This window comes from uncultured Parabacteroides sp. (genome assembly GCF_902493135.1).
Taxonomy (GTDB): Bacteria; Bacteroidota; Bacteroidia; order Bacteroidales; family Tannerellaceae; genus Parabacteroides.
Genome location: NZ_CABUOD010000050.1, coordinates 13893 through 29046 on the forward strand (window position 1 = coordinate 13893; position 15154 = coordinate 29046).

Genomic DNA, 15154 nt, shown 5'->3' on the forward strand with positions numbered 1-15154 from the left:
GCCTGAATTGTGCTACAAATATAATTAAATTCTCAATTATTTGTATTCCTGCCAGCTCTTAATCTGGATGTCTTTTTCATCCATATTGCAGAAGGCGCTGATGAAGGCGCTTGCCAAGCGGGCGTTGGTGATCAAAGGTATGTTATGATCGATCGCCGCACGGCGGATTTTGTAACCGTTGGTCAGCTCGCGCTTGCTGTGGTCCTTCGGGATGTTGACAACCAGTTCGAACACGTGCTGGCTGAACAGATCCATGATGTTCAGGTCGCCCTGTTCGTCCGGCCAGCAAACGGCTGTCGCAGGGATATCGTTTTCATTCAGGAATTTAGCTGTTCCGGCCGTACCGTAGATGTGATAACCTTTGGCTGCTAACATGTGGCATGGTTCCAACAGTTCGGCCTTGCTTTTGGCGGCTCCTGAAGAAACCAGTATGTTCTTTTGCGGAATCCTGTTTCCGACAGCCATCATGGCGGAAAGCAATGCTTCGTCGAAGTCGTCGCCGATACAGCCTACTTCACCTGTAGAACTCATATCCACGCCCAATACAGGGTCGGCCTTGTGCAGGCGGGCAAACGAGAACTGGGAGGCCTTCACGCCGATCCAGTCGATATCGAATGCGCTCTTGTCCGGTTTGGTGTAAGGAGCGTCGAGCATGATACGGGTTGCCGTTTCGATAAAGTTGCGTTTCAGCACTTTTGATACGAACGGGAAGCTGCGGGATGCACGCAGGTTACATTCGATTACCTTCACATCGTTGTTCTTGGCCAGGAACTGGATGTTGAACGGTCCGCTGATGTTCAGCTCTTTGGCGATCATCTTGCTGACCTTCTTGATGCGGCGGGCTGTTTCGAAGTAGATCTTTTGTGCCGGGAATACCAGCGTCGCGTCACCGGAGTGGACACCGGCAAATTCGATATGTTCGGAGATTGCGTACTCGACCACTTCGCCGTTCATGGCTACCGCATCGAATTCGATTTCTTTCGCTCCCTGCAGGAATTCGGAAACGACTACCGGATATTCTTTGGAAACCTTGGCTGCCAGGTTCAGGAATTCGATCATCTGCTCCTTGCTGTGGCATACGTTCATGGCTGCGCCGGAAAGCACGTAAGACGGACGGATCAGGATCGGGAAACCCACCTTTGCGATAAAGGCGTCGATCTCTTCCATGCTGGTCAACTCGGCCCAACGCGGCTGGTCGATACCTAACGTATCCAACATCGCGGAGAATTTATGACGGTTTTCGGCACGGTCGATCGACAGCGGCGATGTTCCCAATACAGGCACATTCTGACGGTACAGCTTCATGGCGAGGTTGTTCGGGATCTGTCCGCCTACGGACACGATCACACCTTTCGGAAGTTCCAGATCCATGACGTCGAGTACGCGTTCGAACGAGAGTTCGTCGAAGTACAGTCGGTCGCACATGTCGTAATCGGTTGAAACCGTTTCCGGGTTGTAGTTGATCATGATGGATTTGTAGCCTAACTTGCGGGCCGTCTGTGCGGCATTCACCGAACACCAGTCGAACTCTACGGAAGAACCGATGCGGTAGGCGCCCGAACCTAAGATCACGACGCTCTTGTCGTTCGGATAGTAGGAAATGTCGTGCTGGCTGCCATCGTATGTCATGTACAGGTAGTTCGTCAGTTCGGGATGTTCCGATGCGATCGTATTGATGCGTTTCACGCTCGGCAGGATACCTAACTTCTTACGCAGGTTGCGCACGCGGATGTTTTCCTTTTCCATGTTGCCATCCGGATGTTCGACGTAGCGGGCGATCTGGAAGTCGGAGAATCCCAGACGTTTTGCCTCTTTCAGCACGTCTTCCGGCAGGTCTTCGATCTTATTGTAAGCAGACAGTACTTTCGTATAGTCTACGATGTTTTTCAGCTTTTCCAGGAACCACGGAGTGATCTTGGACAGTTGGTGGATGCGGTCTACCGTGTAGCCTTCTTCCAGCGCCTTGGCTACGGCGAAGATGCGCAGGTCGGTCGGATTGGCCAACGCGTCGTCCAGGTTGTCGAACTCCACGTCGTTGTTGCCGACGAAACCGTGCATGCCTTGTCCGATCATACGCAGACCTTTCTGCATGATTTCCTCGAAGCTCTTGCCGATCGACATGATCTCGCCGACAGACTTCATGCTCGAACCGATCAGGCGGCTTACACCGACGAACTTGGTCAAGTCCCAACGCGGGATCTTCACGATCATATAATCTACTTCAGGTGCTTTATAGGCGGAGTTGGGAGTTCCCATCTCGCCGATTTCGTCGAGGCTGTAACCCAATGCCAGCTTGGCAGCCACGAATGCCAGCGGATAACCGCTCGCTTTGGATGCGAGTGCGGAAGAACGGCTCAGGCGGGCGTTTACTTCGATCACGCGGTAGTCGCAAGTCTCGGAGTTGAATGCATATTGGATGTTGCATTCGCCGATGATGCCCAGATGGCGGATCGTCTTGGTCGAAAGTTCTTTCAACAGGTCCAGTTCCTTGTCCGTCAGTGAGCAGGTAGGAGCGACAACGATACTTTCACCGGTGTGTACGCCTAACGGGTCCACATTTTCCATGCTTACGACCGTGAAGCAGTGGTCGTTCTTGTCGCGGATTACTTCAAATTCGATTTCCTTCCAGCCTTTCAGCGATTCTTCCACCAGTACCTGGGGGGAATAGGCGAAAGCGCTTTCTGCCAGTGTACGCAGTTCGGTTTCGTCCTTGCAGATACCGCTACCCATGCCGCCCAACGCGTATGCGGAACGGATCATGACCGGGAAGCCGATCTCGTAGGCAGCCTTCACGGCATCTTCCAGGTTTTCGACAGCGTGGCTGACCGGAGTTTTTACATCTATCTCGTCAAGTTTCTTTACAAACAGGTCGCGGTCTTCCGTGTACATGATCGCTTCGACCGAAGTTCCCAGTACCTTTACACCGTATTTGGCCAGTGTTCCGCTGGTATACAGTTCGGTTCCGCAGTTCAGGGCAGTCTGTCCGCCGAAAGCCAGCAGGATGCCGTCCGGTTGTTCTTTTTTGATCACTTCTTCAACAAAGTAAGGAGTGATCGGCAGGAAATACACCTTGTCGGCTACCCCTTCTGATGTTTGAATGGTTGCAATGTTCGGATTGAGCAATACGGTGCTGATTCCTTCTTCCTTCAGCGCCTTCAATGCTTGTGAACCGGAGTAGTCAAACTCTCCGGCCTGTCCGATCTTCAAGGCTCCGGAGCCCAGGACAATCACCTTTTTGATACCACTTTTCGACATAGTAATTTGGGTTGTTTAATTTATTGATTTTATAGAATGTTATAATTGTCTTACAAGATCACAGGGTACAAAAAAAATGCGTTAGTAAAAATAACTAACGCATCCTATATAACCAAATGATAATCCTTTAAAATGAAGAAATGAGTTTCATCATCCGACATATAACCGGAAAAGTACGCTGGATTATCCTTATGTGCTTTCTGTGCCATGAAACGCTCTCTTCAAAATTTCGGCAAAGATAAGGCTTATATTTCAAACATGCAAGAGATGTCGGCGGTCTCTTTTTGAAAAAACATCCTTCAAGTCGGCCGTAATGCCCGGAGGGGAGAATGGAGAAAGAAACATATGGCTGATTTGTTATTTGCCAAAGGCTTGGGCCTGCATGATTTGCCGTATCTCTTCTATCATCTCTTTAGTTATTCTGTTTTGTGTGCTTGGTTGAAACGATAGAAACCTTTTGGCGGTTTCTTGAAATTTATCGGGTTGGAAGAAAGAGGGTTCCGCGTATAATTTTGCAAGCAGGAAATAGGTATATCCGCGTTCGGGCAAGATCTTGTTGATTTCCAACAGATAACTTTCCGCTTCCTGATAGTGTTCGATCGCTTCTTTATTTTCTGCAATAGCATAATACAGTTCGGGGGCTGCACTTAGTTTTAATGCCCGGTCGAGCCACATGATGGCAATTTCGTGTTGCCCGGTCTTACTGAAACATTCAGCCCCCTCATATAGGAAATCCGTCCGGTGGTCGAGATGGCTAAGCAGTCCGGCGTACCGGTTCGCTGCTTGTTCGTATGCCTGCTTGTGATATAATTCTTGCAGCGTCTTCCATTCCTTATACGTATAATAGTAATCTTTCTGTCCGTAGAAAAGGATGCAGGAAAGAACGGCGGCAATGGCGCTGATATAGGGAATGCTTCGCTGTACCCGTTGTTTGTCCTGTTTCGGATTGGTCACACATATGGCAGTCAGGAATAAAAGCAGCACCCAATAAGTGGGGAATTGGAGCGGATAAGAATAGAGGGCGAAGATACCGAGCGCCAGAATTCCGCCTGAGGCTCCTATTTGTCTGTGTTTGATCCCGTAATAAAGGGAAAAGGCCAGCCAGAAAATGAAGAGCAGCAAGCCTGTTATTCCTAACTCAAGTCCGATTTGCAGGTATTCGTTGTAAGCATATTGTGGACAAATGGCATTCTGTTTCTCCTTGTGAGAAGCGATATCGGTTTCAAAATAGGCTGATTGCACTTGGGCGTATGTTGCCGGAAAACCGCCTATGCCCGTCCCGGCTACCGGATGTTTCATGATAGCTTGGGTGGTAAGATTCCAGATTAAGAGCCGGCGGTCTCCTGCTTGTGCTTTCCTGATATTTCCGGCCAGGATGATGGCGGTGACGATTACAAACAGGATAATTGAAGAGACGGCAAAAAGCTTGTTGTGTTGTTGTATGGCCTTTTTCGTCTGTCTCCAGCCGATCATTCTCATCCAGCAGACCCAGATGCCTGAAAGGATAGCGGTAATCCAGACGGATTGCTTCGTGTTGAATAATAAGGCCGTAATAATCAATGTCGCTCCAAAAACGGAGAAATAGAATAGGAAAGTACGGGATTCCCACAAAGCGAGCTTATCGCAATCCTTAAAACGGAGTAGGGTGTTCAGGCAGACCGGGAAAATGATCGCAATGTAGCCGTGGAACGGTTCCGGTTTCAGAGATATCTGAAGCAATTGGAATATTGGATGCGATGAGGGACCGGGATACATAGAATTGCGGATTTCCCAGATAGCCGGAATCATGCCGGTGAATATGATGATTGTGATGAAGAACAGGCGTAGCTCCTGATGTACCTGCAAGGAACTTCTGAGCATAAACCACAATGCGGCCAACTGGGCTAAGAACAGAAAACTTTCCGGTTGGAGATTCTCTTCTTTGTCGTAGGAAATCAGTGCTATCCCGAACAGGAATAACAGGAGGGCATCCGGTAAAGAGAAGATAAAACGGCTTTTTTGTGTCGTAAATTCCATAAGTAAGACACTGACGGCTAATAGTAAGGATGTGAAATGAAACCAACAATTTTTTCCGGATAACGTGCTGTCGGCCAATTCCGGATTCATGGCAAAAATGATACACAGAAGTAGCATCCCGCTTGTTGCAAGCAGAAGCAATCTCAGATAATAAATAGATTTGTACATAATGATAATATTTTAAAAATTAGTGAAAAGCTCTCTGCGATCTGTTGGTTGAAAGGCAAAGATCTCCTCACAGCTTATCTGTCAGGCATTACCATTTGATGGTAAAGGAATGGACCAAAGCAAATATACCCTATAAAAACAGAAAGGTAGTCCGGTGAGTTTTCCTTTTAAGAAAGAAAGATTTATGCCGGTTCGAACGAAACTGCAAAAATAGATTTAGCTTTAATTCCGTGATGAGGTTATAAGTGACATTTTGTTGACAATGTGTAAAAAATAGTCAACACATCATCGTTTGTGACTTTTTTTTAAGGTGAAGAGTGGAAGGTAGAGGAAGATTCCCAAGATGGACATGGCGAGTCCGCCGATAGTGCCGGCTGCCAGAGGGAACCAAAACGCTTCCTTATCCGGGCCTAACATGAACGGTATAAAGCCTAGGATAGTCGAAACGACGGTTAGGAAAATAGGCGTGATCTTCGCATTCCAGGCTTTCAGATACGCCTTGTAGGGCGACATCAGCGGTTTGCGTTGCCGGATTTGGTTATATTCATTCAAGATATAGATACTTGCGTTAACGGTTATACCGCACAGCAGGACGAAAGAGGCGAATCCTCCCTGGTCGAAATTCAGTTTGAACCAATAGAACGTGAGGAATACACCGATGTAGGAGATCGGTATCACGAAGATAACGGCCAACGGCTGTTTCAACGAATTGAACAGGATACTGGTGGTAAAGAAGATAATGACGATGATCAGCAATAACAAAAGGTATTGTTTGTTGTCCTTTTTGTCCCAGTACCAATAAGCGCTATCCGACTTGGCCGTATAGCCCATCGGCAGTATGGCATTGATTTCCTTCAGGTCTCGTTCTTGTATCTTGTTCCCTTGGTTGGAAGCGCCGATATACTCGTATTGCAGGCAGAGGCGGTATTGCTGGTTTACCTTGCAGACCTTCTGCGGCATCTGTCCTTTTTCGACGCTGGCGAGCTCTGCCAGCTTGTAAGGCTTGCCGTCGATAGTCTGTGGAACATACTGCATGCTCCATACATCGTATTCCTGCGACTGGCGGGAGGAGAGTTTCAGCTTCTCCGTCTCTTCGTTCACGACGATCGTTCCGGTATAGATGTCCTTCCCGAAAACGGGATTGATGGAGGCGAACAGCTCGATCGGTTGTATGTCCTCCTGTGCCAGCCGGGCTTTGTTGAGATTGAAGTAGAACTCCTGGTAGTCGTCTTTCCACCACGAGAACTCCGAATTGATCAGCACCTCCTTGATGCGGCGGTGGGTGAGCAGCTTGGCTTTCAGCTGTTCGGCCCATTCGTACAGCTCGTCGTAGTTGTAACCATACATCACGATACGGAAAGAACCGGCTCCTTCGCGCACATCGTTGCTGAATCCCTGGTCCTGCAAACCGTAGACCTGCCAGCTTCCTCCCCCCAGTTCGAGCGCCTTGCTGATGATTTTGCTTTTCAGGGTGTACGGGAACCCGCTCCGTTCGCTCTCTTTCGTGAAGTAGATGCGGATTCCGGCCTGGCGGGCACTGAAGACGTTGGTCTGGAACTGCCGTATCTCTTTAAATGTGCTGAGATAGGCTTCCATCCGGCTCATCAGGGTATTCATCTGTGACAAGGTCGTCCCGTTCGGGAGCGATGCGCTGACGGACAGAACGGTCTCTTCGTTGCGGGTGAAGTAACTTCCTTCATATACTTTTTGGACGAACAGGCGTAGGGTTCCGCCCAGCGCCTTATCGACGATGGGTTTGATCTTCTCCTTGTACGTCTCGTTGGAGGCGAATTCATTATATGTATCGATCAGCAGGGAGTCTGTTGCCGTGTAGACCTTCTTTTTGTCTTTCGTGTCGTATTCGATTTTTTCCGGTAACAGGAAAACCGGGATGCCGAATGCTAACAGTAAAATGAAACATGCCAATTTCTTCCATCCGCAAAGGAAATCGATCTGCCATTGATAGTACCGGTTGTAGTAGACGGGGAAACGTTTGAGAAAACGGTTCGTCCCTTTCCTGATCCGGCTTCTCCATGTATGCCGCATCTCTTCTCCGGATCTTTTCTTTTTCCCGTTTTTCTTCCATTCCAGATTCATCTTATCGATCAGTGCGGGAACCAACCAAAGCGCGATCGACAGGGAAACTCCTAAATTGATGATGACGACAGCCGCGAAATCTTGCAGATTGAGGCGTATCTTTTCATCTAAGAAAAAGATAATGACCAGCGCACCCATTGTTGTCAGGGTGGCTGCCAGTATGGACAGGATTGCCTTGCGGTTGTGCCGGTTCCGGATATGCTCTGTCATGACGATCGTGTTGTCGATCACGAGACTGAGCGAGATCGTGACGCCGGCCAGCGAATAAAGTTGCATTTCCAGCCCTAACAGGTAGTAAAGGATGACAGCAATACAGAGGTTGATCGAAAGGCTGATGACGATCAGCAGCAGGTATTTTAGCTCCCGCGTGATCAGCAAGACGAAAATCAGCAGGATCAGGACGGTAAGTCCCGTGCGGATATAAATCTTGTTCAACTCGTCTTGAATGAATTCGGTCGCGTCGTAGCTGGTATGTATTTCATAGCCGGGCGGGAGCAAAGTGCGGATATGTTCCATTTCGGCTTTTACCCGTTTGGCAAGTTCCAGCTGGTTCGCCGTCTCCTCGGCGCGGATGGACAGGTAGATGGAATTCAGTCCGTTGATGCGGTAATAGCTCTGCGGAGCCTCTTCCTGGCGGGTGACTTTTAGCAGTTGGTCCAGGCGGATCAGCTTGCCGTCTTTGTTCAGGACGGTTATGAGTGTGGGATTGAATCCGTCTTTTTCATTTTCCGGAACCAGGGCGAGACGTATCCACTGGCTGCTTTGTCCTCCTTTGCGCGAAGTCGCCAACTGGGTTTCCACATTCCCGGTCCCTAAGAATTCTTTTTGATAATATTGGCTGATCGCTTTCTGTATATCCGTGATGCTGATACCTAACGTAACCAGTTGGCGGCTGTCATATTCCAGCCGCCATTCCATCGGGGTGGCGCCGCTGACATCGATGCGGTAGATGCCGGGAATCCCGCTGAGGCGAGGCTTTATCTGGTCTTCGGCAAAGCGTTGTATGAATATGGGAGTGGCTGCCGCATTCAGCGTGTAGCTCATGAAAGGCCGTACCTCCTTATCGTCCGGCCGGCTCATTTCCAGGACCGGATAGCTCAGTCCGTCGGGCAGGCTGGGCCATGTCTGGCGGATGATGGTAGACGCTTCGAAACGGGCGGCGTCGATATTGGTGTGTTTGTCCAGTTCGAGCGTGACATATCCCCAACCGTTGCCGGAAGTGGAGTTGATCTCCTTGATCCCCTTGATGCGTGCCAGCATCGCTTCGAGGCGCGAGGTCACCTCCATCTCTATCACGCGTGCCGAGTTGCCCGGCATGTTATAGCTGATGGTCAGCTGCGGCAACGTGCGCGATGGCGACAGCTTGATCGGCAGCAGCGGTATAAAGGCAATCCCCGCCAACGCCACGCAAAGGAAGGTGACGATGATGGTGAAAGAGGATATTTTAGGAGATGCACTCATTATTCATTCTTTTTATAATCTGTTTCGATGGTTTGAAGTTGCAATACCTGTCGTTACCGAGGCTTAACGCCTCCCGTTGCCACTCGGTAATGATTGCCGTTACCGTTCGGTAACGACTGTCGCTGCCGAGGCGTAAGGATGTGCGTTACCGAAGTGTAACGACTGCCGTTACAAACCATTTTTATAATCGAACTCGTTCGAAAGGGAAACTCCCGTTTCGAAGTCATGCAACGTCAGTTTGCGGATCTTATAATAGCTCAGCCAGTAGTTCTGCAAAGCCGAAATATAGTTCCGCTGCGCCTCCTGCTGGCGGTTCAGCGAAAGGGTGAGGCTGTTGATGTCCGCCTTTCCGATCATGAAACGCTGTTTGGTCTCGCTGTAGGCTGTTTCCGCCAGGTCTACCGCTTCTTCGGCGCTCCCGATCAGGGCCTGCTGGATATTGAAGTCGCCGACTGTCATGATCACGTCTTCTTCGACCGTCAACTCTTTCTGTTTGGCGGATGTTTCCGTGACAAGCAGGTTGTTTTTGGCGATATTATGCTTCCCTTTTCGTACGCCCCAGTCCACCAGCGGGATCGAAACGGACAAGGAGACGATTTCCTGCTGTTGCAGATTCTTGTAGGCATCCTGTATATTCTTGGCCACCTGGTTGAACCCGACACTGGCGTTGATCTGCGCGTTGAACATCGCTTCTTTCTTGGTCTTGTCTACCTGCTGTTGGGCTTCCAGTATTTGCTGGCGCAGGTCCAGGAAGGTCGGGTTGTTCTCGCGTGCCAATGCGAGTGCTTTGTCGACCGAGATTTCCATATCGCGCGGGCGGCTCGGAAGGCGCAGGCGTATTTCCGTGTTCTTGTCGAAGTTCAGGTAAGAGGCGAGGCTGAACATGGCGCGTTTCAGGGCGATTTCCGCATTCTTCAACGTGTTGCGTGCGTTCACGGCATCCAATTTCAGTGTCAGCAAGTCGGCTTGGCTGATGGAGGCGATCTTGTGCCGTTCCTGCCCTGTCCGGTATAGCGTGTCGGTCGTGGCGACATTTTCCTTGGCCAGGTCGTATTCCACCTGTGCCATTGCCAGGGCGAAGAAATAGGTCGTTGCCTGCTCGCTCATCTGCTCTACATTATATAATAGCTCTTTTTTGACTTTCTCGTATTTCAACGGCTCGATTTTCCGTTCCCATTTGAAGGCGTTATATCCCAACAGGTCTTGCTGGTAGCCGAGGCGGATGGGGACGGAAGAGAACTGGTTATAGGTCTCGTCACCGAAATAGCGCATATAATCCAGATCCGTATCCAGATAGAACGTACCGCCCAAGAGGTCGAAATTCTGTTCGACCTCCAATTGTCCGCCGGCGTAGAACCGTTGTTGCTTTCTATAAACATCGATGTCCTTGTCCGAGTCATACCGTTGGGTGAAATATCGCTGGTATTGTGCCGGCGTCAGATTCAGGGTCAGGCTCGGCAGACGGCCGGCCTTGTAGGTCCGGAACTCCCAGTATCCGGCCAGGTACATGTTCTTGTACCGGAAAGCGTCCAATGAACTGTCCGCCGCCAGCGTGATCGTCCGTTCCAGCGTCAGCGTGAGCTGTGCCTTTCCCCCGAACGCGCATGCAAGCATCAACAACGTGATGATATATCTATAAATGAATTTCTTGTCCATAACTTCCAATTTACAATTTTCAACTTTCAATTTTCAAATGCCCGACGTCATGTTTGCGATAAATGAACCAGTATACCAGCGGTATGACGAAAAGACTGACTGCCGTACCGATCAGCATGGCCGAGATCATGGCGATGGAGAGCGGCTTTTGCAGTTCGCTACCCATATCGAATGTGAAAAGCAGCGGAACCATTCCGAATATTGTCGTTAATGATGTCATGATGATAGGGCGCAGGCGGCGCCGTCCGGCCTCGTGTATGGCTTCCATAAGCGGGACTCCCTCTTTGCGGAGTTCGTTGATGGCATCCAGTTTCAGGATGGAGTCGTTGATGATGATACCGCAGGTGACGACGATACCGATGGCGCTCATCAGGTTCATGGTGTGGCCGCATATCCAGAGCACCAGCAAGGAGGCTGCCACGTCGATCGGGATTTCAAGCAGCACGATGAGCGGCTGCAGGAAACTTTCGAACTGGGCTGCCAGGATGAAATACATCAGCAGGATCGAAATGAACAAAATCACGACCAGCTCGTTCAACATCTGCCGGTTGGAGAAGAAGCTACCTGAAAAATCAATGTCCCAGTCGGCATCGACCTCTTTTTTCACATCTTCCATCAACTGTCCGGCATTGTCTACATCATAGAAACTGAACGGAATGTATTCTCCGTTCTTTCCAGCCGTGATCGTTTTCAGGTCCTCTCCCGGAGTGACACGCACCAGCGATTGCAGCGGGATGTATCGTACGTTGCCTTCCGTATCGGGAACTGTGTTCACCAATGTTTTCTGCAAGACTTCGTTTACCGTTTGTTCCTCCCCGGCCAATGCGATCGGCAGATATTGCTGGTAGGAACGGAGCGTCGCTACCTCGTTCTCCTTGAATGCCGTTTTCAGCAACCGGTACACTTCGCTGTAATCAACGTTATACAGCAGGAGTTTCTGCCTGTCTATCGTGATGTTCAACTGGTTGTCGAAGGTGATACCGACAGGTGCCCGGCCTGTTTTAGCCTCTATTTGCTGCTCTATCTTATGCAGGACGGAGGCTTCCGGCGCTTCGGATTTATTGCGGGTGTACAGTTCGGCGACAATGTCGGCTTCACCCGTCACAAACAGCTTTTCGAATACTGTTTCGGGAGGCGAGAAGGAGATCACGGCCATCGGATAATGGACCTTGATCCATTCTTCGACCGATTTTTGCAAAGGAGCGATTTCGGCCGGTTTCTCCGTCTTGAAATACAGTTCGCTTTCGGAAACAGACATCTCACGGTCCCGGTTCAACAGGAATTGCTGCTGGCCGACGTAGGCCGTGTGCTCTTGCACCTGATTGCCGACAGAGGCGAATAGCTGGCTGACGCGGCTCCGGTTTTCGTCAATATGGATGTTTTCGTTCCATTCGACATGGGCGATCAGTTCGTTCTGGTCGATCTCCGGCATACGGCTTTTGGGTATTTCGTAAAACAGGACGGCACAAAGCGGGATCGTGATGATTGTGCAAATTAAAGTCGATTTCTTGTGGCGGAAGATGAAATCGACTCCGGCATCATAGAAACGGTCCAGTGTATGTTCTTTCACCAGATTGTTGATCTGCATATTGAACCCCTTGTGTTTGATGTCCGGAATGCTGTATACCAGTTTGTAGAGTACCGGCAGCAGCATGATTCCCGTGAAATAGGAAACCATCAGTCCGACGGTGACGGCAAAGGCCTGGTCGAAGAAGATCGCTCCTGCTATTCCGCTCATGAACACAAGCGGGACGAACACGGCAATCGTCGTAAAGGTGGAACTCAGCATCGGGGTGATTACCTCGGTCGTCCCTTTGTTGCAGGCCTCTTCCAGCGAATCCCCGCGTGCCCTGTATTGGGTGATGTTTTCCGTTACGATGATCGAGCTGTCGATCATCATACCCAAAGCCAAGATCAGCCCGGAGATAGAGATGATATTCAGCGACATCTTGCAGAGATAGAAAAACAGGAAGCTGATGATCAGGCTCACCACCATACTTAACCCGATGACAGCCGGGCTCTTGATATCTCCTAAGAAAAGGATGGCCACGATACAGATGAAAAGGAATCCCAACGACAGGTTCTGTTTCAGGTTCGAGATGGTATAATCCAGCAATTCCGTCTGGTTGCGGCTGATGCTGAAATCGATGTCCGGGTAGACGGAAGCGAAATAATCGGTGACTTCCTGCAACGCTTCCTTCATGTTATCCATATTTTCATCCGCCTGCTTGATTACGGCCAGCGTCACTGCCCGTTTCCCGTTGGAAAGGGAGGCTCCGGTCTCTTTCTCCGGTACGACGGAGATGCGTGCCAGGTCTTTCAGTTGGAAGATATGGTTGTTTTTCCGGATATAGATATTCTCGACGTCTTCCGGTGTGCGCAACAGTGTCGAGAACTTGATGTTGTATTCGTAGTAGCCGTCGCGTACGGTCATGCTGCCCGGTTCGATATTGTTGGATGTCAACGCCGCCTCCAGGTCATCGAGCGTGATCTCCGACATTTTCAGCAGTTTCATGTCCGGGACGATCTGTAACTGCCTTTTCAGTACTCCCGTCACATCTACCATCGCCACTTCGGGCAGTTGTTCGATCCGGCGTTTGATCACTGTTTCGGCAAACTGGCAAAGGTCGAGGAAAGCGTCGTTTTCCAATTGATAATTGTTTGAATCTCTTAAATTGTCAATTGTCAATTGCCCATTATCCATTGTTTTCAGGGTGAGGTTCAGGCAGAACACCGGAATGTCGGTCGCACTGGCCTTGATTACCCGCGGACGCTCTACTTCGCGCGGCAGATAGTTCATGGCTGCGTCTATCTTCTCGTTGACCTCGATGAAAGCCAGGTCCGTATTTGTCCCGAAATCGAAGTTGAGGCGTATGATGGCAGCCCCGTCACGCGTCTCGCTATGGATGTCGCGCAGGCTGGCGACTTGCATCAGTTGCTGGCGGATGGTTTTTACTACCGTGTTCTCCAGTTCGCGTGCCGAAGTATTCTGGCCGGACACCTGTACGGTGATCTCCGGGATTGCAATATCAGGCAGCAACGACACCGGAATGGTGAAGTAGGTAACCAGTCCCACGATAAAGCAAGCCGTAAAAGCCATCAATACCGCGATAGGGCGTTGTAGTAGAAACTTTATCATGTATTAGAACTATGATTTATGATTTATAAATTATGATTTATGAATTGTCAATTGTCCATTGTCAATTGTCAATTACCTTGACCGGCGCTTCGTGAGCCAGATTGATATTGCCGCTTGTGATCACGATATCCCCTTCTTTCAGTCCGTCGACGATCGTGTAGCTGTCTGCATTTTCCAGACCCGTATGTACATAGTTCCAGTATGCTTTATCTTCCGTTAATGTGAATACGACCTGTTTGCCGGAACGGAGTACGACGGCGCTTTTGGGAACGACCAACTGTTTACCCAGCGAGCGGTGGATGCTCACGCGTACATTCATCCCTTCGAACAACTTGCCTTTATCGTTTACGGCAGCTTTCACCTGTACCATCCCGTCTTTGTCCACCAGCGGGTTTATTTCGGATATACGGCCTTCAGCCATGACATCGGACAAGGCAAAGGGGGCTACCTCTACACGGTCGCCCGTTTTGATAAGCGGAAGTTCGCTTTCCAGAACCGTGAAAGCGGCTTCCAGCGTACGGGTATCGATGATGGAGCAGAAAACATCCGAGGTAGAAGCCGTGTTGAACTGTTTGGCGAACAGGTTTGCGACGATACCGTCGAAAGGAGCGGTCAGGACTGCGTTGCGTTGCTCGTATTCGGCAAGCTGCCAGGAGATCAGCGCCTGGTCATATCCGCTTTTTACCTTTACCAACTGCATGGTTGCGGGCGGTACTTTCGTGGAATCTTCCAGTTTGTAGCCCTGTCCGATCAGTACGTCCTGTAATTCTAATTTGGCGCGTTCGAGTGCATCTTTGGCCTGTGCCGTCTTGTTGGCAAGGCGGAAGGTGGAGAGCTCCGCGAGTTTTTGCCCTTTCGTCACGCGGTCGCCGTTCTTCACATAGATCTTGGCGATCGGTTCTGCCGACTCGAATTTCAGGTCGACAAAGTTCCGGGCAGACAGTTTGCCGTTACTGATCAGTTCGTGGTTGAAATCAGTAGTATTCAGCGTTATCACCGTCACCTCGTTTGTCTCGTCCGGCAGAACGGTTTCTACGCTTTCCTCTGAACCTTTCTCTTGCTTTTCACCGGAACAAGCCATCATCCCGGCCAGAAACAGTATAGCAAACAATTTGTAGTATTTCATATTTTATTGTTTTTATCAAAGTTGTTTCGCAAATATACAAACATATTTTAGTTACGAGCCTTTCGTAATTACTTTTTTTCTAATATCTTTTTTATTTCCGCTTTCATTTCCCGGATTGCGGAGCTTTCGACCTTCGGCTCTTTGGACAGCAAAGACTGCGCTGCGGCTTGAAATTTATCTGCTTGGCCGAATTTTGGCTCTGCATATAGCTTTACTAACAAATAATATGGATACAG

General features: G+C 49.7%; 6 protein-coding genes. All 6 read right to left on the reverse strand.

Annotated features, from left to right (window positions below):
* Nucleotides 1–36 precede the first annotated feature (36 nt).
* The 6 genes from carB to RDN79_RS16670 all read right to left on the reverse strand — a co-directional run bounded on the left by carB (nucleotide 37) and on the right by RDN79_RS16670 (nucleotide 14918).
* Nucleotides 37–3255 (reverse strand): carbamoyl-phosphate synthase (glutamine-hydrolyzing) large subunit, encoded by a 3219-nt coding sequence (gene carB, locus RDN79_RS16645; protein WP_298549337.1) that lies wholly within the window; start codon nucleotides 3253–3255, stop codon nucleotides 37–39.
* 357 nt (nucleotides 3256–3612) lie between these two features.
* Nucleotides 3613–5439 (reverse strand): O-antigen ligase family protein, encoded by a 1827-nt coding sequence (locus RDN79_RS16650; protein WP_298549339.1) that lies wholly within the window; start codon nucleotides 5437–5439, stop codon nucleotides 3613–3615.
* A 285-nt stretch (nucleotides 5440–5724) separates the two neighbouring features.
* A complete protein-coding gene (locus RDN79_RS16655; RefSeq protein WP_298549341.1) occupies nucleotides 5725–8997 on the reverse strand; it encodes an efflux RND transporter permease subunit in 3273 nt (1090 codons plus the stop codon).
* 168 nt (nucleotides 8998–9165) lie between these two features.
* On the reverse strand, nucleotides 9166–10653 hold the full coding sequence (locus RDN79_RS16660) for a TolC family protein (RefSeq protein ID WP_374044526.1): 1488 nt from the start codon (nucleotides 10651–10653) through the stop codon (nucleotides 9166–9168).
* Between the two features lie 19 nt (nucleotides 10654–10672).
* Nucleotides 10673–13792 carry an efflux RND transporter permease subunit gene (locus RDN79_RS16665; protein ID WP_298549343.1) on the reverse strand — a complete coding sequence of 1040 codons (3120 nt, stop codon included), beginning with the start codon at nucleotides 13790–13792 and terminating at the stop codon, nucleotides 10673–10675.
* A gap of 61 nt (nucleotides 13793–13853) precedes the next feature.
* Complete coding sequence (locus tag RDN79_RS16670) at nucleotides 13854–14918, reverse strand: efflux RND transporter periplasmic adaptor subunit (RefSeq protein ID WP_298549344.1); 1065 nt, start codon at nucleotides 14916–14918, stop codon at nucleotides 13854–13856.
* Nucleotides 14919–15154 lie beyond the last annotated feature (236 nt).

What these genes read in the sequence shown, in the direction of transcription:
- RDN79_RS16670 (WP_298549344.1), bottom strand. Translation starts at nt 14,918, where the DNA reads ATGAAATACTACAAATTGTTTGCTATACTGTTTCTGGCCGGGATGATG.
- RDN79_RS16660 (WP_374044526.1), bottom strand. Translation starts at nt 10,653, where the DNA reads ATGGACAAGAAATTCATTTATAGATATATCATCACGTTGTTGATGCTT.
- RDN79_RS16650 (WP_298549339.1), bottom strand. Translation starts at nt 5,439, where the DNA reads ATGTACAAATCTATTTATTATCTGAGATTGCTTCTGCTTGCAACAAGC.
- RDN79_RS16665 (WP_298549343.1), bottom strand. Translation starts at nt 13,792, where the DNA reads ATGATAAAGTTTCTACTACAACGCCCTATCGCGGTATTGATGGCTTTT.
- carB (WP_298549337.1), bottom strand. Translation starts at nt 3,255, where the DNA reads ATGTCGAAAAGTGGTATCAAAAAGGTGATTGTCCTGGGCTCCGGAGCC.
- RDN79_RS16655 (WP_298549341.1), bottom strand. Translation starts at nt 8,997, where the DNA reads ATGAGTGCATCTCCTAAAATATCCTCTTTCACCATCATCGTCACCTTC.